Genomic DNA, 22,187 nt, shown 5'->3' with positions numbered 1-22,187 from the left:
CGTCCCAGCTTTTAGCTTACTGTGCGTTGTCGTTGCCGTCCAATAGGGTGGTCAGTTGCGCCAACGTTTCTCGATCGGGCTGGACGGTGGTTACGACGCGGGTTGCTTCTCCTGGTTGTTCGCGGGTGCAGCGAATCACTGGAATGGCTGTGCTGCAGCGACAGGAGGTGTATTCCAAATGGAGTCGGCCCCCTTCGGGAATCGCCGGCTGCTCTTCGTCGGTGAGCAAAGGCAAACAACGGTTTCCCACTGTTGATCCCAGCACGACCGACCGTTGCGGTTCATGCCACGATTCGCACGTCACGCAAAATGGTGCGTTGACCAAACGTGCTGCTACTAATGCGCCGGCTAGGCCGCCCAATAAGACTTCCAACCCCAGCAACAACCGCGGCCATTTGGCTGCTGACTGCAATAGGGACCAAGAAGATTTCGCGAGCGGCGAAAAGCGGAGGGTCAGGTAGTCGTCGAATGCATCGGGGGGAGGCGGGGTTTCACCGAAGGCGGGGTTGTCGAAAATCAAGGCCGCCTGAGATTGCTCATCCAGCCTGTCGCGTTCTGAATTGCGCCATAAGCGGTAGCTTTCGCCGATCTGGCCTGAGAGGGCGATGATGGTCATGAGCAGCGCGGCTGGCGGCAATAGGCGACGATAGTGCATACGGCATTGGCGGGCGATCTGGCCGATCACCCAACCGGCGGCTAGGCCTAGGACGATGCTATACAGCCCGAGTAATTTTAGTCGCGACGGTATGTAAGCGGCGGCGACCATCAACACCGACAGTGCGACGACGCACAACATCAGCCACGTCGTCAAACGTCCGGCGATTGTTGTCGCCGACTCGCGAGGCTTGTCCATGGTCCATCTCCCTTGTCAGGTCAAGGAGTCGCTGGCGGGTCAATCATTTTTGCGCGCTGAGCCCACAAGCAGATCGCACACGTTCCAGCACCTCTTGTCCCTTGGCCCGCGCCACGGTTGCGCCGTCGCGCAGAATATCGCGGACCGTGTCGGGGTCTTTCTCCAATTCCTCGCGGCGCTCACGCGCGTCGGCAAAGTAGGCCAAGGCTGCTTCGTACACTGCTTTTTTTGCATCACCGTAACCCATTCCCCCGGCGCGATACCGCCCGGCCAGTTCGGTTTGTTGGGCTTCCTCGGCAAAGAGCTGGTACAAAGCGAACACCGGACACGTTTCAGGATCTTTAGGTTCTTCAACCGTCTTCGAATCGGTTTTGATCGACATGACTTTTTTGCGCATTTTCTTGGGCGCTTCGAAGACCTCGATCGTGTTGCCGTAACTCTTCGACATCTTTTCGCCATCCGTGCCGGGGACCTTGGCGGTGGCGTCGAGTGTGTGTCCGGTGGGCAGCGTCAATGCTTCAGTCTCGTAGGTCACATTGAATCGCTGCGCGATGTCGCGCGTGACTTCGATATGCTGAACTTGATCGGCTCCGACGGGGACCACATCGCTATCGTACAGCAAAATGTCGGCGGCCATCAGGACCGGATAGGTGAACAGGCCTGCGTCGGCTGACAGACCCTTCGCCTTTTTGTCTTTATAGGCGTGGCATTTTTCCAGCAGGCTCATTTGCGTGACCGTCATCAGCAACCACGTCAGTTCTGTGACTTCAGGCACGTCCGATTGCAGGAACAGCGTCGCCTGTTGGGGATCGAGGCCCAAGGCCAGCAGGTCCACCGCTGCATCGTGCGTATGCTCCTGTAACAACTCAGCATCGCGAATCGTGGTCAGCGCATGCAGGTCGGCGATGAAGTAGAACGCTTGATCGTTGTTTTGCAGGGCGATGTATTGGGAGATGGCGCCGAAATAGTTGCCCCAATGAAATCGGCCGGTCGGTTGAATTCCAGAAAGAACTCGCATGAATTACGTCTCGATATCGTGTGCGGTGGTGAATGCTTGAATCCGGCGACCAGCATTGCCGGTGGCGGGGAGAGAATGGTTAGGTGCCGGTCTATTTAACGTGCGGGAATCTGCAATGTGCCGACGATGTCGCCGAGAGATTGACAGTTTTGCTCGGTCAAAATTTCGGTCAATTCGGTGACCAATTGCTGCGCTAGTCCTGGATTGTAGAAATTTGCCGTGCCAATTTGAACCGCCGATGCTCCGGCGATCAGGAATTCCATGACGTCGTCGATCGATTGAATTCCACCGATGCCGATGATGGGAACATTGACGGCTTGTGCCACCTGCCAGATGATCCGCAGCGCCAGCGGCTTAATCGCCGGGCCGCTCAGGCCGCCGATGACATTTCCCAGAATCGGTTTGCGACGCCGCCAATCGATTGCCATGCCTTGAAAGGTGTTCACCAACGAAACCGCGTCGGCACCCGCCTCGGCGGCAGCCTGAGCGATTTCCACGACGCTCGTCACGTTGGGAGTCAATTTGGCGATGACCGGCAAGTCACACGCATTGCGAACCTGCGAGACGACCTCAGCTGCCAGTCGGGGATCGGTGCCAAAATCGACGCCGCCGCTGACGTTGGGGCAGGAGATGTTCAACTCCAAGCCGGCAACCTGCTTGTGCTGCCCAACCTTGGCAGCCATCTGCACGAATTCTTCGGTATTCCGCCCCGCAATGTTCACGATGATGGCGGTCTCTAAGCCGAGAAGATAATCCAACGTCTTGGCGAGAAAGGCGTCGATCCCATCATTATCCAGGCCGATGGAGTTGAGCAGCCCGGATGAGGCTTCGACCGTCCGTGGGGGGGGATTGCCGATTCGCGGCGCAGCTGTGAGCGTTTTGGGAATGATGCCGCCCAATTGTTTGAAATCGACAAAAGCGGCCATTTCGCGGGCATATCCAAAGGTGCCGGAAGCCACGAGAATCGGATTTGCCAATTTAAGGCGGTTGAGTTGGACGCTGAGTTGAGGCACGAGAGTTTCGATGATTTTGGTACAGGCTTATTTGAGGGCAGGGGCGAAGTGAGATGGCACCCCACGTTGCCGGATGTCTGCTCATCGTAGCTACCAACGAATGGGTCGGCAATGATGGCTGTGGCACGAGGATTTCGGTCTGCGCACAAAAAACCGGCACTTCGCGCAGGTGGCGCGAAATGCCGGTTGGATCCATGGTTGTCCGCGGACAATCAGGCAATCCCAGAACGGTTCTGCCCGGTTGTGTGGCCCCGTGAATTCAATGGGGGCCCCGTGTTGTGCCCACACAGCAAGTGTGCAGGGCGTTTTGCTACTGCGTGTCTTAGAGCACACCACCGTGCGTACGGTAGGGTGTCGTGTGGTCGGGCATGTCCAGAAACCAAAAACGTTCCCAGGTGTTCGGAATGTGACGCAAGTTTTCCGACGTATAGATCAACTCGCGGGCCCGACGGTCGGGGCTTGACGAATAAATCGGGGTGACGCAACCCACACTGACCACAAAGAGTACGGCCACAGCCGCACCAAGAATTGCCTTCCGCATGTCAAACCTCCTGAATGACACAAAACCTCCGTGCTTGCTACAGATGGAGCATCACGGCTGAAATCCATTTCGCTAACACGGGAGATAATTCCCGCACTAGTCGACTCGTTACGATCATTTGCCGGAACGGCCCAGTGGGTGTTCCAATGAAAGTGTCTTCGTGTTTTGGGTCAAATTAGGGACGCGGTTGGCGGGCGTAATTGAGATGAAACCAGTTTTGTGAATCACTGGGGGGATTTTCGTCTCACCGCCAAAGTGTAATTGTGAATTGAATGTTTGTAAGTAGGCTTGCTAGCCCGGGTTGTGCGAATCGTGCGAACTGACCGAGGCGACCGAATTGGGATAGGCCGTTTGGCCCGGCAGGGAATTTGTGTTGCCCGACTCGGTATTCGACGCATTCGTACTGGGAGGTGTTTCTCCGCCCGCCGCTTGTGTCCCATGTTGTTGCGCCAAAGCCGATTGCGCGGCTTCGACTTCCAACTGCAGGACCTTCTCTTCCATTTCCTTGCCCGGTTTGAACGTGACAACGAACTTCTCTGGCACAAAGACTTTATCGCCGGTCCGCGGATTGCGTGCTTTACGCGCAGCCCGTTTCTTGACCTCGAAAACACCAAAGTTTCGCAACTCAATCCGCCCGTCGCGGACTAGGGTTTCTACGATGGCATCGAAGGTCTTCTGGACGATCTCTTTCGTCTTCAGTTGTGTCAGCCCAATTTCCTCGGAAATGGCTTTGACGATTTCTTTTTTGGTCACGACTGAAGTCTCCCGAAAGAGTGCCCGCCGGACGGTCCCGGCCTCACATTGAGCCAAAGGAATATGTCTCAACTGTAATGCCAAAACGGACTTAGTGTCAAGTGGATTCTCTGTGGACCGTACGCTTCGGCCCGTATCTGCTGCTAATTTTACCCAAAAGTTGTATTTGTATTTGACGTGAAACAACGTTGTGACTGAAAACACTGCACCGAAAGTTGTTGTGCCGTTTGGTTCTGCTGGCGACGACGTTCGTGAATAGCGTGTTGTGATTAACTCGTTATTCAGTAGTTGGTTACGGTGATTCTTCTGGTCCGCGTTGCCTGTCATTCGCTTCGTATTTCACGGTTCGTCAACCAAACTCCCAGGATCGCTGAGAGAGGATTGACGCACCCTTGTCTTGATCATCGGTCAGGGGGTGGACGCATAATCAACAAAACCGATAAAATTGGCAGAAGTTCGCCATTTTTCCTGCCGGCTGAGCCCGACATTGGCTCGATCGTCGTTGCAGTAGCGTGACACAACCTCTTGATTTAAAAAGATATCGGCTGTGCGCGACCGGTGGATTCAGATCTGAATCTTCGCCGCTTCCGCTTCGATCTGCTCTAGGCTGAAGAAATTCCCTTGCCCAGCGCCGGGACATTCTCGCTTCAAATCTTCCCACTCCGCTTCGCTTTCGAGATTCGATTCCCAGAAGGGCCAGGTGCGACATTGGATGGGACGGACCGGATAGATTGTGCAGCCCCGTTTTTCCGGATCGAAAAACGTGCAGTCTCCGTTGGCAAAATCTTTGAGCGTGCGGCGACCTGCGAAGAGCTTTGTGTGTTCGATCTTAACCCCACCGACCGGCTCGTCGAGGAATTCGGCGATTTGGTGCAACTCCTCGTCGGAAACCCAAACCACCCCCGGGGCTCCTGTGCAGCAATTGCCGCAGCCTGTGCACTCGAATCGTAAACCATCGCTGTACCAGGGTTTCTTCGACATCACCGACCGGCCATAATGCTATTTGAAAGAATACGGGATAGACTGCTGAAATGAGCGCAGGCGGAGTGACCGCCCGTGTCAGGGTAACCGCCAGCTGTCGTTGCCGAAAGTGAAAAGAGAACGCGTGGAAGCTGAAACGACCGAAAATGTTGCTGGAATCGTTCTCTGTGGGGGCGAAAGCCGCCGAATGGGGCAATCCAAGGCGTGGTTGCCCTTTGGGCCGGAGGTGTTGTTACAACGTGTCGTGCGCGTGCTGTCGACGGTTGTCTCGCCGGTTGTCGTTGTTGCGGCTCAGGGGCAGGAGCTTCCTGAATTGCCTGCGGAGGTGATCATTGCCCGCGATGAACAGCCGGCGCTCGGTCCGTTGGGGGGATTGGCTGCCGGTTTGCGTGCGTTGCCCGCATCGATCGAGGCGGCCTATGCTGCCGCCTGTGATGCTCCGTTGCTCAAACCGGAATTCGTCGTCGAAATCATTGGGCGTTTGAAATACCATGACATCGCGATTCCCCGCGACGGAAAATATCATCACCCCTTAGCGGCCGTTTATCGCCGCAGCGTCGAGGTGAAAGTCCGTGCCTTGATTGCTGAACACCGGTTGCGGCCCTTTTTTTTGTTGGAATCGTCGGACGTTTGTGAGATAGACGTCGAGGACCTGCGCTGCACGGACCCCGCGTTGGACTCGCTGAGGAATACGAATACCCCTGAAGACTATCAAGCTGCCCTTGCAGCAGCGGGCTTTGCCATGGAACAACAATGACCGGCGGTTCTTCCTCCCATCTCGATGTCCGCATGCGCGGTTTTTCCGCGCGGGCACTCGTTGCGCAGGTCCGGGAGTGGATCGATCAACAGTGCATTCCGCTCTCCGGCGAAGAGGTGGAGATAGCTGAAGCGCATGGTCGGGTGTTGGCGGCCGATGTTGTCTCGACCATCGACGTCCCCGAATTTTACCGTGCGGCGATGGACGGTTATGCATTGCGGGGCGCGGAGACGACCGGGGCGGGGGATTATAACCGGCTTGCCTTTGACATCGTGGGAGAATCGTTGCCGGGACATGCGTTCGCGGGCGGTGTGCAAGCCGGACAAGCGGTGCGGATCATGACCGGAGCCCCCATTCCCGACGGCGCCGATGCTGTGTTGCCAGCGGAGTATGCCAGCGAGAACGACAATCGTGTCGAGATCAGCACCGCCGTCGCTCCGCAGAAGCATGTCGCTCCCCGTGGTGAAGATGTCAAACAGGGCACAACAATTGCCGCCGCCGGCCGCCGCTTGCGTCCGCAGGATGTCGGTTTATTGGCGTCGGTGGGCTGCGCGACTGTGCCGATAATTCGACAACCGCGGGTAAGAATTCTGGCGACCGGAAACGAGATCGTACAACCGGGGAGTGAACGTAAGCCGCATCAGATCTTCGATGCTAATTCGCACCTACTCGGCGGACTGATTGCCCGAGATGGCGGCGAGCTGGAATCCTGTTCCGCGCTTGCCGATTCGCGAGAGGCGATTCGAGAAGCGCTGATCGCCCCGGGCGCCGATGTGGTGTTGGTGACCGGCGGGTCGAGTGTCGGTGCGGAGGATCATGCTCCGATGGTTTTAGCGGCCGAAGGCGAATTGGCGATTCACGGCATTGCCATGCGACCCTCCAGTCCGGCCGGCATGGGAACAATCGGCAAGCGGTTGGTGTTTTTATTACCTGGCAATCCGGTCTCGTGCCTCTGTGCGTATGACTTTTTCGCCGGCCGAGCAATCCGGTTGTTGGGCGGACGCAGTGCCGACTGGCCGTATGCTCGTCGAAGCGTACCGGTGGGACGTAAAATTGTTTCGGCTGTCGGCCGTATGGATTATGTCCGCGTGGCCATTGTCGATGGTCGCGTCGAACCATTGGCTGTCGGCGGCGCTTCGATCTTGTCCTCCACCACGCGGGCGGATGGCTTTGTCATTGTTCCCGAGTCGAGTGAAGGCGTCGCGCCGGGTGGTGAGGTGACGTATTATCAGTATGATTCGATCTCGTAAGCTTCCCTTTGGCGGATTACATGTCTTTGCACAATCTTGATGAGGCCGCACGGCAGCAGCAGTTTTTGGATGTGATTGATCGGGACGAAGCCCGTGCGCGATTTCATGCCCATTTGACGCTGCAACCGTTGGGTACGGAAACCGTGACACTCAGCGGATCGCTCAATCGTGTCTTGTCGGATGAGATCCGGGCAACGGTTGATGTGCCGGGATTTGATCGGGCGAACGTCGATGGTTTCGCGGTCCAGGCGGCTGATACATTCGGTGCCAGCGAAGATGCACCGCGGTCCGTTTCACTCAACGACGAAGTCATCACGCCCGGCGTGCAAGCGGGGATCGTGGTCCAGCCGGGGACGGCGACGCCTATTGCCACCGGCGCCGTTGTGCCGCGCGGTGCGGATGCGATTGTGATGATTGAACATACCGATGTCGTTGCTGATGCTGCGGATCGCAGGTTGGAAATCAACCGCGCTGTTGCGGCGGGCGGACATATTACGTTTGCCGGTACGGACATTGCCAAGGGAGAAACGGTTTTGCGGCGCGGGGCATTGCTCACCTCGCGGGAGATCGGTGTCTTGGCGGCAATTGGGCGGGACCGTGTCGAGGTGTTTCGCAAACCGCGCGTGGCAGTGATCTCGACCGGTAGCGAAATCATTCCTCCCGGCGCACCGAGTACGCCCGGCGCGGTTTACGATTCCAACGCTGCGATCGTGTCGGCCGCTGTGGAAGAATTGGGCGGCGAACCGGTTCCGCTGGGGGTGATTGCCGACGATGAAACGAAATTGCGGGCGGCTGTCCAACAGGGGCTTGATTGCGATATTGTCGTGCTCTCGGGTGGAACGTCGAAAGGGGCAGGGGATCTCTCGTACCGCGTGGTCAGCGAACTTTCAGACCCCGGCATTGTCGCGCACGGCGTGGCTTTGAAGCCGGGCAAGCCGATCTGTCTCGCTGTCACCGTCGGCAAACCGATTGTGATTTTGCCGGGATTTCCCACGTCGGCGATTTTCACGTTTCACGAATTCGTCGCCCCCGTGATTCGCGCGCTGGCGGCCCGCAAAGATGCCCAAGCGGCGACGGTGACCGCTACGTTGCCACTGCGGGTGAACTCTGAACGGGGCCGTACGGAATATCTGCTTGTCAGTTTAGTGCGCCGCGGCGACGATTTGGCGGCGTATCCAATGGGCAAAGGCTCGGGGTCGGTCACGACGTTCAGCGGGGCGGATGGGTTTCTCACGATTGATTCGCAAACGGAAATCCTGGATGCCGACACGCGCGTTGAAGTGAAACTTCTTTCCCGCGAATTGCGGCCGGCGGATTTCGTCGCCATTGGCAGCCATTGTGTCGGCTTGGATTTTTTGTTGTCGCGGATGGAAGAACGCGGGTTTGCGGTCAAGGTGCTCAACGTCGGCAGCCTGGGGGGACTGACGGCAGCGGCCCGCGGGGAATGTGATATAGCCGGCATTCATCTGATGGATGCCGCGACCGGTGCGTATAACCGTCCGTTTTTGAAACCGGGACTGACGTTGATCGAAGGCTACCGCCGCTTGCAGGGGATTGTTTATCGCCGGGGCGATGCGCGGTTTGAAAACAAAACGGCGGAACAAGCCGTTGCCGCTGCCTGTGCGGATGCTGCGTGTGCGATGGTCAATCGAAACACCGGTAGCGGGACGCGGATTTTGATCGACCAACTGCTGGCCAAGGTGCACCCGGATGCCGAGGCGCCGCCGGCCGGGTATGGCATTCAAGCGAAGTCCCACAACGCCGTCGCCGCCGCTGTCGCCCGTGAATCGGCCGACTGGGGCGTGGCGATCGAGACGGTGGCCAGTCTGTACGATCTGGCGTTCATTCCGCTGCAGGAGGAACATTACGATTTCGCCGTGCCAGAGGACCGTGCGCAGTCCGCCGCCGTTCGCGCGTTTCGTAATCTGCTCCAAGAAGCGGAAGTCCGCGACGAACTACGGGCCCTGGGATTTCAGCTGTGACAAATGTCGGACGCGTCGCACCTTTTTACGTAGGACAACAGACGGACAATACATCACACAACAGCATTGAAAAAGAAAACCTCACGCAAAGCCGCCAAGCCGCAGAGGTTTTGGCTGGGACGAACAGGTGTTCGTGATGGATGGTTCATGTTTGGGGAGACTTCAAACCAATTGTTTTCAACCGACCGTGTGGGCTTACGAGGGGCGGCTGTGAATTCATGGAGCTATGCAGATCTCTTTACGAACTTGGCGGCTTTGCGTGAGTTTTTTTTACCATTTGTGGAACGACTCAGAAGGCGTTTAGCTCTTTGGGTGAGACATGGGGTGTCCTCTGTTGGGCGAAAACCCTCACCCCAGCCCTCTCCCAGGGGGAGAGGGGGGTTTGTTGATGTTGTGCCGCGTGTATAGCACGGAGGATGAACGGTTATGTGGGAACAGATTGCGGCCCACGAACAATTGTGGTGGTGGTTGGGCGCGCTTTCCGTTGTGTCGTTTGTGGGGGCGTTGCTCATCATTCCGGTGTTAGTGACGCGGATGCGGGCGGATTATTTTGTTTCCGATCAACCGGCCGCTGGAAGTTGGCGGGCTCAGCACCCCGCGGTCCGTTGGATGCTGCTGATCCTGAAGAATTTGCTGGGAGTTGTACTGTTGGCGGCGGGGATCGCGATGATCTTTTTGCCGGGGCAGGGGCTGTTGACGATGTTCATCGGTTTGAGCCTGTTGAATTTTCCGGGCAAACGGCGGTTGGAGATCGCCTTACTGCGGAATCCGATTGTCTGGCGACCGATCTGCTGGATCCGTCGCAAAGCGGATCGTCCGATGTTGCAACTGCCTGACGGTGTGCGTCATTGATTGTTCTAATAGGGACTTGTTGCCTTCGGGGAATTAAAAAAGCCTCTCGCAAAGCCGCCAAGCTCGCCAAGGAGGTACCGGGATAAACTGATTTAGGAACGACGGCTGCGTGGTGGGGATAACTTTTTTAAAAGGAAATTGCTTGAGCAGGTAGGGCGTGAGCTATTTAAACCGCTGCTAGCTGCTTTGACATTGCATATCTCTTTGCGAGCTTTGCGGCTTTGCGTGAGGTTTTTCTTTTAGATTGGTTCACTCAAGCCATCGTAGGCACTTGGGGGGCTGATTTGATTGGGGGAATCTGTTGTCCTACATAGAAAGGTGCGTCGCGACGCACCCTACAATAAAAAAATCCCACGCAGGCCGAGGGGGCTAGCGTGGGATTTTGGTTTTTTATTTGTCCAATTGCTGGGCCGATTAGGCGGCGCGGCGATCGGATTCTTCTGGCGAGTAGGGCTGGTGTTGTGGTTGAGCCGGAGTACTCGCGGCGGGCGTATGGCCCGGGGGTTGATAGTCGTGTCGCGTTTCTTCCGCGATCTGCGGACGCGGTTGTGGGGTCGATGCCGCTGCAGGAATTTGCGTCGGAATCGGTGTCGAGGGTTCGCTGTCGGAAACTGTTTCCGGGGCGATGGCGACAGTCGGTGCGTAAGGGGCACTGGCGGCGACTTCGGGTGTGACTTCGGCGGCTGCCGGTGTCGCTGTGGGAATCGCTGCGGGCGTTGTTGTTTGACCCACCACGCCGGCAATTGCTGGCGGAGCGGAAACAATCGCAGCCCATTCGGGAGTCAGGTCGCTTAGCTCGGCGCAATGCGTCGTGATTTTCGACCAAACCTTATGAATCATACCGCTTTTGCACCACCGCTGGTACCAGCGGTGCACGGTACTGTCGTCACCAAACTGTTTGGGCAGTTTGTTCCATTTGCATCCGGTTTGTACGCGGTAGACGATGCCATTGATCATCCGCCGCCAATCGGCGCGTTTGCGTCCGGTGCGTTTGGGGGGCGAGTCTTCCAGCAACAGCGGGTGAATCTGTTGCCACAGTTCGTCTGACATTTGCCAGGCGTTGTCCAGTTCCGTCTGGAATTCCGTCATCCTTGTTTCTCCTGGTTTAGCACTCGAATCGTCCGTGATACTAGTGTGCATCTTTTCCATGTCCCGTTTTTGCCACCCTGTCCAAAACGTGGACGATGCTTCTTGCATCCTGAACGACACAGTCGAGGATTCAAGACCGGTCGGGATAAAACTAAAAATCGGGATTCGTTGCAACCCCGCTTTTAAGACGTTTGGAGGAAAAAGGAGAGGTTTTTTGGCAAAAATGCTGTTCTAAGATGGAATCGGCGGAATTTTGGCCAATCGGAACTGCCTGCTCCCCCCAAATCCGCGAAATGCGCGGTAGAGCAGCGAGGCCGATATGGATTGCGCGGGTGCCCAAGCGGAGGGGGGGGCACGGGCAACTGGGGGCTTTGAGTTGTTGTGGCAGAGTGTTAGCTCGTCCACTTATTGATGTACTTGATGGCTGAACCGAAGACATCGATGTTGAATATCTGCCCAAAGAAAAACACAAAGACGAGACAGACAGCCACGAGGAACAAAAGTTTGCCAGGGGAATCGAACATGGTTTCACCGGGGTTGGGATCGAGGTCGCAACATCCGTGCAGGAATTGTGATTTCTTGACCGTTTGACCGCACACGGGTTGTGAGCCTCATCTTGCGAATGAGGCAATCCACCTTGAATGCCGGTCTTCCAAAACTAGTTTGGCATCTCAAATGGGGCGTGGCGGGCAAATTTCGGGGGTTTGCTGGAAAAAATGGGGGCTTGGCGACTGGTTGCCGGTAATCTGTTGGACAATGTGGGACAGTCCGACCGGATGATGATGATTGTGTCGGATTTGAGCGATGGAAGGATCGAACGGTTTGCCGCAAGTCCGCACTCTCCGCGCCAGGAACAGCACATCAAATGACTCGGAGAATTCCAGCTATTGAAAGTGACGGATCGCCATTCAGATTTGCAATCCGTGGGACTACGATGTTTGTCACGCGCGCGATTTGAAGTCCGCCCAGAGACCGACAAAGTCGAAGGCCACGATGATTCCGAACAGCCGTTGATTCGTGTCGAGGACTAATACACGGTGGATGTCTTTGTCGAGCATCAATTGCGCGACTTCGGTGGCGGTTGCTGTGGGACCCACTGAAATGAGTTCCCGGGTCATGACTTCGCTGACGGGGACTTCAGCAAATTCTTCCAATGCGAAGGCGGAGACTCGCACGCTTTCCCAGCGTTGGCGTTCCGGGTCGAAATGCCGGGCCATGTCGGAATTGGCTTCTTGGGCAAATTCCGCATGTTCCTGTTCGAAATTGAGAATGTCTCCAGCGGTCACAACGCCGACGCAGCGACTTTTGCTGTCGATGACCGGCAATCCGGTGACGTGATTTTCGGTCAAGATGGTCATCGTTTCTTGCAAGCTATCCGTCGGGGCGACGGTGATGACATCGGTTTGCATAATATCTTGTGCCAATATGTTCTGGTTTGCAGGCTTGGTCATGGGGTGTTCCTTCCAGTGCGGTTCTCGGATCGCGGGGGGAATGTGATGCTCGCGGTCTTGCTGAAACGAAAATAGCCCGGTAGCCGTTACACAACGGCGGCCAGGCTTTCATAGCAGTCTTGTCTGGGGCCGCCTCACGTGAACGGCAAATCTGGAATCACTCTACCATACGCTCAGGCAGGGATACTAGACCGGCTTGGGGGATTTCAGCCGGAGGGCGTCGCCGTGCTGACCTTCAGGCGATGGTTGGTGATCTGCCTGAGGTTGCCGGACGCATTGAGCGGTTTCTTCAAAACCGTCAGAGTGGGTGCCACGAGCGGCGTGTCCGCCGACGGGCGGCGGGAGAGGTTCGCTAGTGCGTCCCGGTCCAGCCTATGGGGACGAACTGCATCCTTCCCCCAGCCACCCTAATGTTAGGGTTGCAATGCCATCGGCGGACGAACCGCCCGTGGCACCCACTGTTGACTACCGTAGTTGTCGATCTGTGCAGATTATCGAAAGTCTATACGCGCGCGGAGGATAGCCGGCGGGCGACCGTAGCAGGCTCCCGGTTTTTAGACCGGTGCAGAATTCGGCCGACCAGCAGCGGCCACCGTCAGAAACTGCATTCCGACAATGGCCTAGCGACGAGACGCCGCTAGGGACGGAACGGGCGACGATGGGTCGTTTGTCGTTCCGGGGTCCGCGATAACACCCAACCTAAAAACACTGTGATTAACGCCAAGTTACGATATGATTCCCAGGTCATCCCGTTGAATGTTGTTGCCACGAGATGGAATGTGCGATTTGACCAGTATTCGAGCGAAAGACTGCACAACGTGGCTGCGAGGAATAAGCTGGTTGCTAGTACGCAATGGACAACCCCGTGCCTGCGCCAGTCCGCCAATTGGTGAATACGTGAACGGAATACTCTCATCGGAGTTTCTCCTCAATGGGTGAGGCCGATGCCAAGTGGTGATACCAGCGACCAAAACGTATTGGCCGATCAGAACACCCACTGTTGACAGGGAGCGTTCATATCTGACACTGGCCTCGAAGTATGGCCCGTAAAGAACGTGAAGTGAAGTTAGAGAGTTGACAGACTTATCTAACTAAACCGTAGGCCACGTTTGGCGGCGCGGCAAATGAGAAGATGTTGCCGGATTGCGTTTTTTTCAAAAAAAACTGTGCCGTCTATTTGTCCTTTTGTGTCGCGAGAAATTCCACGAGGTCGCGGAGATCGAATGGCGTGAGCTGCTTGGTCAGATCCTCGGGCATGGCTGACTTGCCTTTCACGCGCTCTTCGATTTGAGCAATTGGCACCGTGATGGTTTTGCCATCGGAGGTCATCAGTTTTAGCCGGGTGGCGTCTTCTTCCTTCACGATCCCTGCGAGCGTCTTGCCCGACTCTAGGACCAGAATCGAAGTTTCATAGCCTTTGGCAATCGCCGTATTGGGATTCACAAGGGCTTCGAGAATGTATTGCCGCTTTTGCTGCTGACCGATCGCTGACAAATCGGGACCGACGTCGCCCCCTTTTCCACCGATTTTGTGGCAACGCATGCAGGAGACCGCTGTGCGTTCGAAGAAGATTTTTTTACCTCGCCCCGCATCACCACCGGTGAGTGCGTCGCGATGCAACGCAACCGGATCCTCGTTGCCGAGTGCTGCGTTGTGTTGTTGCACTGCGGCCACTACGTCCGCGCGCTGACGTTGGCCGGCTGCTTGTCGGACGTCTAAGCGGATGTTCTCGGCGATACTGTCGGCCGCTACCTCGGCGAGTAAGTTCAGCAACAGATCATCGGCGGCGGCGGATTTGATGTGGCCGAGCGTTTCCAAGGCGGTCTGTTGTTCCCGTAGTGAGCCGTTTGTGACGGTCTCGGCGAGTAGCGGGACGGCTCGGTCGGGGGCGGTTTTGGCCAATAGTTCGCGGCCGGTGTTACGCACGTTTGCGTCTTTGTCCTCAATGGCCAAGGCGACGGCGCCGGGGAGTTCCTGGGCATCGATGGCTGCCAACGCCCGTAGACATTCGGCACGCAACTTTGCCAGCTGTGCGGAATCGCTGACGAGTGCCAGGAGTTGCGGCCCCCATGTCGGGCCGCCAAATTTGCTCAGCACGTTCACCGCTGCGACTTTGACGTTTGGGGAGGCATTGCTTTGCAGTAGCGCGCTGAGGTCCGTGTCGATCGTGGCTGCTAGGTCTTGGATAGCCCGTGCAGGCAATGGCCGCCATAAGCCAGTGACGCGATCTTTGCCGTTGGGAGATTGCCAATCGGCCAGTGCCAAGAGGGCTTCGGTGCGGATCACATCGGGCAGCGATTCGTTCAAAGCGATGCCGGAAAGCGCTTTGGCGTTCGACAGCTCGCCTAATCGGAAATTCGCATTGATAATCCGCTTTTGCAGTGCCTCGTCGGTCAGGAATTCGGGGCGCTGCGATCCCGCTACAGCGGCCAATTCCGGGAAGGCGGGATTGATGGGCACGTCGTTGATGGCGCGAGCTGCTTCGACGACCAGTAGAGGGTCGGCATCATTTAGAAAAGTGGCAATCGCCGGGCTTTCCAACCGCCGCAGCGCTAAGAGAATTCCCATCCGTGCCGCTGCGGAATTGTCATCGGCATGTTTCAATAAATCCGCTTCCTCAAGGGCTGCCAAGCCGACCACACCGGCGTGCCGCAGATAGCGATCTTGGTTGTTGTTGGCGCGCAACATTTCTAGCAGCGGTTGGATCGTCTTGTTTTCACCAGACATTTTTCCCAGTGCCAGCGCTGCGAAGAAACGAGGGCGCGGGGCGGGATCGCTCAGTAAGGTGATCAATGCGCTGCGGGCGGAGGTGTTGTCTTTGGTGTCACCAATCGTCTTTGCCGCCTGGGCGCGGACTTCCGCATCGTCGTCGCTCAGCAGCGCGACCAAGGTCGCGAACGCCGGCTTGAGGTGTTTGACGCGGAGGATCTGGCCGAGTCCCCAAATCGCGTGCAGCCGCGCGAGGCGTTTGGCGGGGTTTTGTGCGACAGTGGTGAAAACGGAAACTGCTTCTGCGGCGGGACGCGCTGCCAACTCGAATTGTGCGGCTTGGCGAATTCGCTGATTGGGATGGCCGAGCAGCGTTTGTAACTCTTCATTGGATCGCGACGACATGCCGGCGCGGGTGAGGGCGAGGACCTCCGCCACGATCGGCTCGGCGCGGGTTTTGGGGTCGAAGACTTTATAGATGCGGCCTTTGCCGGTTTTTTCCCAGCCATTGACCCAGTTGAGCAGATACAGATTTCCGTCGTCGCCGAATTCGACATCGGACGTTAATAGTTGCCAGAGGAACTTGTGTTCGTCGGCGATTTTGTAGGACGCTCCGTCCGGTTCGACTGCGAATGAACGCACTCCGCTGATGGCTGTTGAACCACGAAAGTCGGAGAGGAAGAAGTGGCCGTTATATCGCTGCGGCAGACCTGTGCCGGGATAATAGGTCAGTCCGGATGGTCCATCGGCCAGATTCACCAGTGGTGGCAGATGGTAGGCGGCTTGTCCGTCGAATTTTGGGTGCCACAGTTTTTCCGCGTTCCAGGGTCCGCGCGACGTGGGGGAGGTGATGAATTGAAATCCAATCCGCCAACCGCTGTCGCCCCCTTCGACGATATAGACCAGCCGCGCTTTATCGCCGGAGTCGGAATTGTTATCGACCGTGAACAGGTTTCCAAAATCATCGAATGCCAATTCTTGCGGATTGCGCAGGCCGCTGGCGAAGACCTCTAAGTTTGAACCGTCCGGCTCACAACGGAGGACTGTGCCGGTGTCGGGATAAAACAGATGCCGCCCCTCGGTCTGAATGTTGATGCCGCGGTCGCCGATACTGAAGTACAATCGACCATCGGGACCGAAGCGTAATCCGTGCAGGTCGTGCCCTAAAAATCCAACGTGAATGCCGTATCCGGTGTGCAGTGATTCCCGGACATCCGCGCGGCCATCGCCGTCGGTGTCCTCCAATTGCCACAGGTCGGGCAGACAGGCGTACCAAAGTTTGCCGTCGCGGGCGAGGACACCGGCGCCGATGCCTACGGCGCGGTCGTTGAATCCGTCGGCAAAGACCGTGGCTTTGTCGGCACGTCCGTCGCCATCGCTATCGACGATCATCCGCACGCGGTCATGTTCTAGGCCGTAGCTGTCGAAGACCTCGGGGGAGAAATGTTTTTTATACATCGCCACGCGATCCGCGACGGTGCGGCAGGCGAGGTCGTCGTCGAGCCAATACATGTGTCCACGCGTGTCGGTCACGCCGGCGTGATGCCGGAAGGTTTCGGCGACGAAAAATCGTCCCTGTTCGTCGATGCAAAACGCGACCGGATTGGCCAACAGTGGTTCAGCGGCGAATAGTTCGACGCGGAATCCTGCGGGGATCTCCATGCCCTCAATCGCCGCGGCCCCTGCGTTGGACGCTTTGGCTACGGGCGGATCATAAATCTCACCGGTGCTTGGCTCGGCTGCGGTGAGGAAGTAAGAGTTTGCCGTAACAAGCAGAACAGCGAGTATCAGACGGGAAAAGTGATGCATGATGGATACGCAAGAATAATTCGTGTTGTTGATAGGGATTCAGATCGGTGAATAGACGAAAATAGCATTCGCCCCTGGATTTTTGAGGGGCCTGGCATCTAGCGCACCGGGAGGCATTACGTGATCAGTTCGTTGGTCACGTTGCCGGACGGGACGAGGCGATGCGGGCGGCCGAGCAGGTCGTAAATCATGCGATTGTGTTGCACGCCCAGCAGTCGATAGATCGTGGCAATGATGTCGCCGGGAATGAGCGGCGCGCGGGAGGGAAACGCACCGGTCGCGTCGCTGGCGCCATGCACATAACCGCGGCGGAATCCGCCACCGGCCATGAGTACGGAATAGCAATAGTTCCAATGGTCGCGGCCGGCATTTGCGTTGACCTTGGGAGAACGACCGAAATCGCCCAAGACGGCTACGATGGTTCGGTCTAACATGCCGCGTTGTTTGAGGTCGTCCAACAGGCTGGCATAGGCGGCGTCGAATTGGGGCAGCAGCGTGTTTTTTAGTTTGCCGAAGTTGTTGCCGTGCGTGTCCCAGGTGGCATTGGCATCGGGCGCCCAGGAGAGGGTGACCATCCGCGTTCCAGCTTCGAGCAGACGTCGCGCGAGCAAGACGCTTTGTCCGTAGATGTTGCGTCCGTAGGAGTCGCGGACCGCGGCGGGTTCGTCGGCGATTTGAAAGGCGGCTTGTGTTGCCTTCGAGGACAGCAGGTCAAACGCCTTTTGTTGGAAGTCGTTCATGCCGATCACACCGCGGTCGTTGACGGTTTTCCCGACCGTGTCGTCCAAGCGTCGGAACAGATCGCGGCGGGAATCGAGACGTGTGTTGGAAACGTCGGCCAATAATGTCAATTCGGGAATCGAGAAGTTCTTCTGATTGGGGTCCTTGAGTACGAACAGCGGGTCATAACCGCGACCGATGAAGCCGCCGAAAAATCCGGGCTGTGGCGGACCTTTGGCTCCTTCCTTGGTGATGTAGGGCAAGGTGACTTGCGGCACAATGGAACGATCCGAGGGCCGCAGCATGGCCATCACTGAGCCGGGGGCGGGGTAGTCGTCCGGTTTGGCGCCGCCTCCAATTTCGCCGCGATCATGTCCGGTGAGCGAGCAATAGACGGCCGCCGCATGGGCATTGTTCACGCTGTGGTGCATGGACCGCACCAAGGTTGCTTCGTGCATCCACTGTGCGGAGCGGGGGAGCATATTGCTGAATTGTACGTCCGGTACGCTGGTGGCGATGGGAGAGAACTCACCGCGAATTCCCTCTGCTTGATCCGGCTTCATGTCCCACATGTCGAGATGGCTGGGGCCGCCGTTTAAGAAAATGAGGATGCAGGCATCGGCTTGGGGGGGAATGTCGACGCTCTCCGCTTCGGCTTGCAATAATCGCGGTAGCGACAGCCCCGCCATTCCCAGTCCGCCGATTTGCAACAAATGCCGCCGCGAGACAACCGGCGTACAGCCTCCGCCGATCGAGGGAGCAATTTTTTGCGACTTCGCCATGAAGAGTCCTTGGGCAATCCAGCGTCGATAGAGGACGAGAACAAATCTAAGTTTGATTATACGTGTCGATCGAACCTGGCACAATCGGACCCCGCGGCCAATCCGAGAGTCACGTCGTCATTCGTAGCGGTGAATGACACGCATCAGCGCCTAATAAAAACCGAGACCGCCTGGTCGACGCGACACGCGGTCCGTCATACAATGTTGCCTGCGACCATTTCTTGCACGGAATCAGCATTTCGTGATTCCGCATTCGTGCTGGAGAGACAACGATGAGTTATACAGTGACACTCCTTCCCGGGGACGGTATTGGGCCGGAGGTGACCGCGGCTGCCCGGACTGTGATCGAGGCGACCGGCTTTACCATCGATTGGGATGTGCAGGAAGCGGGCGGCGATGTGATCGAGAAGTACGGCACGGCCTTGCCCGAACCGGCGCTGGACTCGATTCGTCGTAACGGCGTCGCTCTGAAAGGTCCGATTACGACGCCGGTGGGGAAGGGGTTCTCGTCGGTGAATGTGAAGCTCCGCAAAGAACTGAAGCTGTATGCGAACTATCGCCCCGCCAAAACGATGCCGGGTGTCAAATCGCGGTATGACAATGTCGATTTGATTGTAATCCGCGAAAACACCGAAGGGCTCTACAGCGGATTGGAGCACGAGGTGATTCCCGGGGTGATCGAAAGTTTGCGGGTGATCACCTATGAAGCTTCGGAACGGATCGTGCGGTTCGCATTCGAGACCGCTCGGCAATACGGCCGCAAAAAAGTGACCGTGGTCCATAAGGCTAACATTCTCAAGCTGAGCGATGGGTTGTTTTTGGATGTGGCACGGGTCGTGGCGAAGGATTATCACGAAATCGAATTGGAGGAATACATCGTCGACGCGACGGCTATGCGGCTGGTTATGCGGCCGGAGAGTTTTGATGTGTTGGTAATGGAGAATCTGTTTGGCGATATCATTTCGGACCTGACCAGCGGTCTGGTGGGTGGGTTGGGTGTTGCCCCGAGCGCGAACATTGGGACCCACTGCGCTGTCTTTGAAGCGGTTCATGGCTCGGCCCCGGACATCGCCGGCCAAGGCATCGCGAATCCGACGGCGCTGATATTGAGTGGGGCATTGATGCTGCGGCATCTACGGCAGCTGGAAGCGGCCGCCAATATCGAACATGCGGTGCATACGGTTTTGGCCGAGGGCAAGACGATCACGGGCGACTTAGGCGGTAACGCGACGACCTCCGAATACGCCGCTGCAGTGGCAGCAGTTGTCGAGCGTTTGCAAGACGAGGCGTAGGGTCGGTTTCACCGGCCGTTATCGTTTGGGCGGCCTGACGAGTCGTGTTTAAAAAGCACAATTGCGTGTCGAACCCGCATTCCTCCGGCACAACTGGACCCACGAAAACATAGATCCGGAGCAGCTCATGGTCGTTTTTGACGTGTCAGTGAATGGAACTCACAAATACACTGCCGGCATCGGCGATGCAGGGGCTTTACAGGCGACGGTGCATCACATACATCTGCAAGATCACGGTACGACATTTGTCGAGCAAATTTACGCGGATGTGCTCGGCGTGCATAAGGTCGGCGAAATGCGCCGATGGCAGAAGTTGCCCCTACAGGTCGGGGATGAAGTTGTTATCAAAATCACTGAGCGCGACGACTGTGATCCCGCTGTCGACACGGAAAAGTTTTCTGTCGAAGATGGTGATGGCATGAGCTTCGACCCTGAACCGTAACGTATGCGGCGAATGCAGTAGAAGTAGGGCCGGTTTCACCGGCCATTCCCGGTTGGGCGTTCTGAAGAATAGCTGTCCCATTCTGCAACTATACTTCGAACCCGCTATTGTCCGGTACAGCCGGACCTACTTGATCAGCGATGGAAATCGTGTCGACTTTAGTGGTCATTCCAGGTCACGGTCCTCTTCAGCGGCGCCATAGAACCACTAATGCCGTTAATACCCGTTGAGATTACATCCGATCTGTGATCAGACTTTGGCTCACTGGGTGTCGCTGCAGAATCTCGGCTGATACTTGCTTAGAGGGCAACGGATCAAGCGGTTGATGTTGTCGGGCCCTTTAATTTCCAGAGTGGGAGAAATGAGCTGTGAAACGACACGCCAAGACTTCGCGGAATCTGCGCATGCGTCGAGTGAGCCTAGTGGTCTGCATCGCCATAGTGCTTACGCTCACGATCAACATACGCGTTCAAGCCGATTTGCCAGGACAGCTTGGCAAAGGCCTGGGCGGGGCGGGCAAGAAGCTTGATCGGAATGCGATTCGCGCGGAAATTGAGAAGGCGCGGCGGGAAATGGAAAAGAAGCAGCGCGAAATGGAAAAGTCGCGCTCAAAAAATAGTCGTCGTCGCTCCACGAGGAATCGGTCCACGCGAAGTCGATTGACACGCAAACGGTCGACCTCCCGAGTCAGCACAGCAGGACCAGCGTTTGGTTATCGCGTCGCGACCGGGCAGAAATTTGCGTACTCCGTCCAATTGGCCTGGAGGGTGGGTGGCGTGGAGAAACGGATCGTGGGGCAACCGCTGTACCAAGTGCGATATCGAAATGGGAGCAAATCGACCATGCTGGTCGTCGGACGATTTCGGCACTTGCGCAAAAAAACTGATGAGGAAAACTTTCGGCATCTCGCGCGGCAAGATTATTGGCTCCAGTCGGTGCAGAATCTGGAATCGAAAAATCTGGGGGCAGGGGGACATCCGGCGGTCGGCGACGTGGATTTGCCCTATCTGATGGATGAATTCGTGACCCTTCGCCAGCTTGTGATACCGCATCTGCCTTATGCCGAAGACGGCAAGGAAGGCAAGAGTGAGAATGCCGTACTGACGCACTCTGCGGATGGGCCGACAATCTGGCGCGGGTTCACAGGGTCAGGAAGCCAAGGCAAATCGTTCTCGTCAGTCACCGCCAAACCGTTGGGAGGTTCGAGTGTGCAACTCAACATACGACGAGGCTTTGAAAACAAAGCGGACAACTTCTCCGCAGTTTACTCGTCTAGCGGAATTTTTGATAAGTCGCGTGGATTGATGGCCAGTCTACGGGGGACGTATACGCTTGTCGAAGGTGGCAAGAAGTTGACGGTGTCCATCAATGTCCAGCGGCTTTCCGGCGAAGGGTTAGCGAAAGCCAAAACGACAGCGCAACAAGACATGCAAGAGATGCCCAACGCCGCCTTGCCGGTGGAAGCGATGCGCAAGCCGCTGGCTTCGACTTATCGCGAATCCTATTCCGCAAATCGCATGCCTCGTCAGGGTGCTGCGGTTGGTTATTTTGATGAATCGATGAATCAACACTTCCGGGCGATCTATTTAGGACAGCGCTCGGACGGGGAGGCCAAAATCCAATTCTCTGGCAGCCGGGAGATTCGCTATGTGCGTCCCTCGAAAATGAAACAGCTGGGAACCGGGAAATAGGACTTTGGCTATTTCACAGCGGCGCTAGGCATTTCGCAGCGGCTATTCGCCGTCGACCTCCAGTGCTTTCTTAAGCGCGTTGCCAACGGCGCCGGCGTTGGTGGCGAGGATTTTGCCTTCGCGGCCGATGAGAATGTATTTGGGGAAACCGGTCACGCCGTAGGCGGCAGCGATTTTTGATTTGTCGCCGATGCGCTATGCA

Annotated in this window: 18 protein-coding genes; 7 read left to right on the top strand and 11 right to left on the bottom strand. The window is 56.8% G+C overall.

Translation table 11 applies throughout. The annotated features are described in order from the left end of the window. Positions 1-16 precede the first annotated feature (16 nt). From CA54_RS21880 to CA54_RS21855, 6 genes are all read right to left on the bottom strand, one after another. Positions 17-853, bottom strand: a complete 837-nt coding sequence (locus CA54_RS21880) for a hypothetical protein (protein WP_146373092.1) — start codon at positions 851-853, stop codon at positions 17-19. A 43-nt stretch (positions 854-896) separates the two neighbouring features. Continuing rightward, positions 897-1,871 carry a tryptophan--tRNA ligase gene (gene trpS, locus CA54_RS21875; protein WP_146373091.1) on the bottom strand — a complete coding sequence of 325 codons (975 nt, stop codon included), beginning with the start codon at positions 1,869-1,871 and terminating at the stop codon, positions 897-899. Between the two features lie 95 nt (positions 1,872-1,966). Then, positions 1,967-2,884: a dihydroorotate dehydrogenase gene (locus CA54_RS21870; protein WP_146373090.1), complete on the bottom strand. Its 918-nt coding sequence runs from the start codon at positions 2,882-2,884 to the stop codon at positions 1,967-1,969. A 322-nt stretch (positions 2,885-3,206) separates the two neighbouring features. Further along, the gene (locus CA54_RS21865) at positions 3,207-3,425 is read right to left on the bottom strand and encodes a hypothetical protein (RefSeq protein WP_145376125.1); all 219 of its coding nucleotides are present in this window, start codon (positions 3,423-3,425) and stop codon (positions 3,207-3,209) included. 291 nt (positions 3,426-3,716) lie between these two features. After that, a complete protein-coding gene (locus CA54_RS21860; RefSeq protein WP_146373089.1) occupies positions 3,717-4,178 on the bottom strand; it encodes an HU family DNA-binding protein in 462 nt (153 codons plus the stop codon). Between the two features lie 564 nt (positions 4,179-4,742). Continuing rightward, a complete protein-coding gene (locus tag CA54_RS21855; protein WP_231963158.1) occupies positions 4,743-5,078 on the bottom strand; it encodes a YkgJ family cysteine cluster protein in 336 nt (111 codons plus the stop codon). A gap of 205 nt (positions 5,079-5,283) precedes the next feature. On the opposite strand from CA54_RS21855, the gene mobA reads away from it, so the two are divergent. The 4 genes from mobA (at position 5,284) to CA54_RS21835 (ending at position 10,000) form a co-directional block, all read left to right on the top strand. Continuing rightward, complete coding sequence (gene mobA, locus CA54_RS21850; RefSeq protein ID WP_197532705.1) at positions 5,284-5,916, top strand: molybdenum cofactor guanylyltransferase; 633 nt, start codon at positions 5,284-5,286, stop codon at positions 5,914-5,916. Then, entirely contained in the window at positions 5,913-7,166 is a 1,254-nt protein-coding gene (locus CA54_RS21845) for a molybdopterin molybdotransferase MoeA (RefSeq protein WP_197532704.1), read from the top strand. The genes mobA and CA54_RS21845 overlap by 4 nt, the downstream gene beginning before the upstream one ends. Positions 7,167-7,186: 20 nt before the next feature. Beyond that, positions 7,187-9,148 carry a molybdopterin biosynthesis protein gene (locus tag CA54_RS21840; protein WP_146373087.1) on the top strand — a complete coding sequence of 654 codons (1,962 nt, stop codon included), beginning with the start codon at positions 7,187-7,189 and terminating at the stop codon, positions 9,146-9,148. A gap of 426 nt (positions 9,149-9,574) precedes the next feature. Further along, positions 9,575-10,000, top strand: a complete 426-nt coding sequence (locus CA54_RS21835) for a PGPGW domain-containing protein (protein WP_146373086.1) — start codon at positions 9,575-9,577, stop codon at positions 9,998-10,000. A 414-nt stretch (positions 10,001-10,414) separates the two neighbouring features. Here the strand turns inward: CA54_RS21835 and CA54_RS21830 are convergent, their stop codons facing one another. The 5 genes from CA54_RS21830 to CA54_RS21810 all read right to left on the bottom strand — a co-directional run bounded on the left by CA54_RS21830 (position 10,415) and on the right by CA54_RS21810 (position 18,560). Further along, positions 10,415-11,089 (bottom strand): transposase, encoded by a 675-nt coding sequence (locus CA54_RS21830; protein WP_197532703.1) that lies wholly within the window; start codon positions 11,087-11,089, stop codon positions 10,415-10,417. Between the two features lie 392 nt (positions 11,090-11,481). Beyond that, complete coding sequence (locus tag CA54_RS21825) at positions 11,482-11,688, bottom strand: hypothetical protein (protein ID WP_146373084.1); 207 nt, start codon at positions 11,686-11,688, stop codon at positions 11,482-11,484. Between the two features lie 342 nt (positions 11,689-12,030). Continuing rightward, positions 12,031-12,540, bottom strand: a complete 510-nt coding sequence (locus CA54_RS21820; RefSeq protein ID WP_146373083.1) for a CBS domain-containing protein — start codon at positions 12,538-12,540, stop codon at positions 12,031-12,033. Between the two features lie 1,173 nt (positions 12,541-13,713). Next, positions 13,714-17,058 carry a PVC-type heme-binding CxxCH protein gene (locus tag CA54_RS21815; protein ID WP_146373082.1) on the bottom strand — a complete coding sequence of 1,115 codons (3,345 nt, stop codon included), beginning with the start codon at positions 17,056-17,058 and terminating at the stop codon, positions 13,714-13,716. 116 nt (positions 17,059-17,174) lie between these two features. Next, positions 17,175-18,560, bottom strand: a complete 1,386-nt coding sequence (locus CA54_RS21810) for a DUF1501 domain-containing protein (protein ID WP_146373081.1) — start codon at positions 18,558-18,560, stop codon at positions 17,175-17,177. 272 nt (positions 18,561-18,832) lie between these two features. Between CA54_RS21810 and CA54_RS21805 the strand changes: the two genes are divergently transcribed. The 3 genes from CA54_RS21805 to CA54_RS21795 all read left to right on the top strand — a co-directional run bounded on the left by CA54_RS21805 (position 18,833) and on the right by CA54_RS21795 (position 21,985). After that, positions 18,833-19,852: an isocitrate/isopropylmalate dehydrogenase family protein gene (locus tag CA54_RS21805; protein ID WP_146373080.1), complete on the top strand. Its 1,020-nt coding sequence runs from the start codon at positions 18,833-18,835 to the stop codon at positions 19,850-19,852. A gap of 127 nt (positions 19,853-19,979) precedes the next feature. Next, positions 19,980-20,294, top strand: a complete 315-nt coding sequence (locus tag CA54_RS21800) for a hypothetical protein (RefSeq protein ID WP_231963157.1) — start codon at positions 19,980-19,982, stop codon at positions 20,292-20,294. A gap of 404 nt (positions 20,295-20,698) precedes the next feature. Further along, the gene (locus CA54_RS21795) at positions 20,699-21,985 is read left to right on the top strand and encodes a hypothetical protein (protein WP_146373078.1); all 1,287 of its coding nucleotides are present in this window, start codon (positions 20,699-20,701) and stop codon (positions 21,983-21,985) included. Positions 21,986-22,187 lie beyond the last annotated feature (202 nt).

The sequence above is a fragment of the Symmachiella macrocystis genome (assembly GCF_007860075.1).
GTDB lineage: Bacteria > Planctomycetota > Planctomycetia > Planctomycetales > Planctomycetaceae > Symmachiella > Symmachiella macrocystis.
Note: the sequence above shows the minus strand (reverse complement) of the source record. Positions and strands in the feature narration are given on the sequence as shown.

Excerpts from the sequence above, each read along its gene's own strand:
- CA54_RS21815 (WP_146373082.1), bottom strand. The coding sequence starts at position 17,058 with ATGCATCACTTTTCCCGTCTGATACTCGCTGTTCTGCTTGTTACGGCA.
- CA54_RS21840 (WP_146373087.1), top strand. The coding sequence starts at position 7,187 with ATGTCTTTGCACAATCTTGATGAGGCCGCACGGCAGCAGCAGTTTTTG.
- CA54_RS21805 (WP_146373080.1), top strand. The coding sequence starts at position 18,833 with ATGAGTTATACAGTGACACTCCTTCCCGGGGACGGTATTGGGCCGGAG.
- CA54_RS21880 (WP_146373092.1), bottom strand. The coding sequence starts at position 853 with ATGGACAAGCCTCGCGAGTCGGCGACAACAATCGCCGGACGTTTGACG.
- trpS (WP_146373091.1), bottom strand. The coding sequence starts at position 1,871 with ATGCGAGTTCTTTCTGGAATTCAACCGACCGGCCGATTTCATTGGGGC.
- CA54_RS21800 (WP_231963157.1), top strand. The coding sequence starts at position 19,980 with ATGGTCGTTTTTGACGTGTCAGTGAATGGAACTCACAAATACACTGCC.
- CA54_RS21810 (WP_146373081.1), bottom strand. The coding sequence starts at position 18,560 with ATGGCGAAGTCGCAAAAAATTGCTCCCTCGATCGGCGGAGGCTGTACG.
- CA54_RS21865 (WP_145376125.1), bottom strand. The coding sequence starts at position 3,425 with ATGCGGAAGGCAATTCTTGGTGCGGCTGTGGCCGTACTCTTTGTGGTC.
- CA54_RS21795 (WP_146373078.1), top strand. The coding sequence starts at position 20,699 with ATGCGTCGAGTGAGCCTAGTGGTCTGCATCGCCATAGTGCTTACGCTC.
- CA54_RS21845 (WP_197532704.1), top strand. The coding sequence starts at position 5,913 with ATGACCGGCGGTTCTTCCTCCCATCTCGATGTCCGCATGCGCGGTTTT.
- CA54_RS21820 (WP_146373083.1), bottom strand. The coding sequence starts at position 12,540 with ATGACCAAGCCTGCAAACCAGAACATATTGGCACAAGATATTATGCAA.
- CA54_RS21830 (WP_197532703.1), bottom strand. The coding sequence starts at position 11,089 with ATGACGGAATTCCAGACGGAACTGGACAACGCCTGGCAAATGTCAGAC.
- CA54_RS21835 (WP_146373086.1), top strand. The coding sequence starts at position 9,575 with ATGTGGGAACAGATTGCGGCCCACGAACAATTGTGGTGGTGGTTGGGC.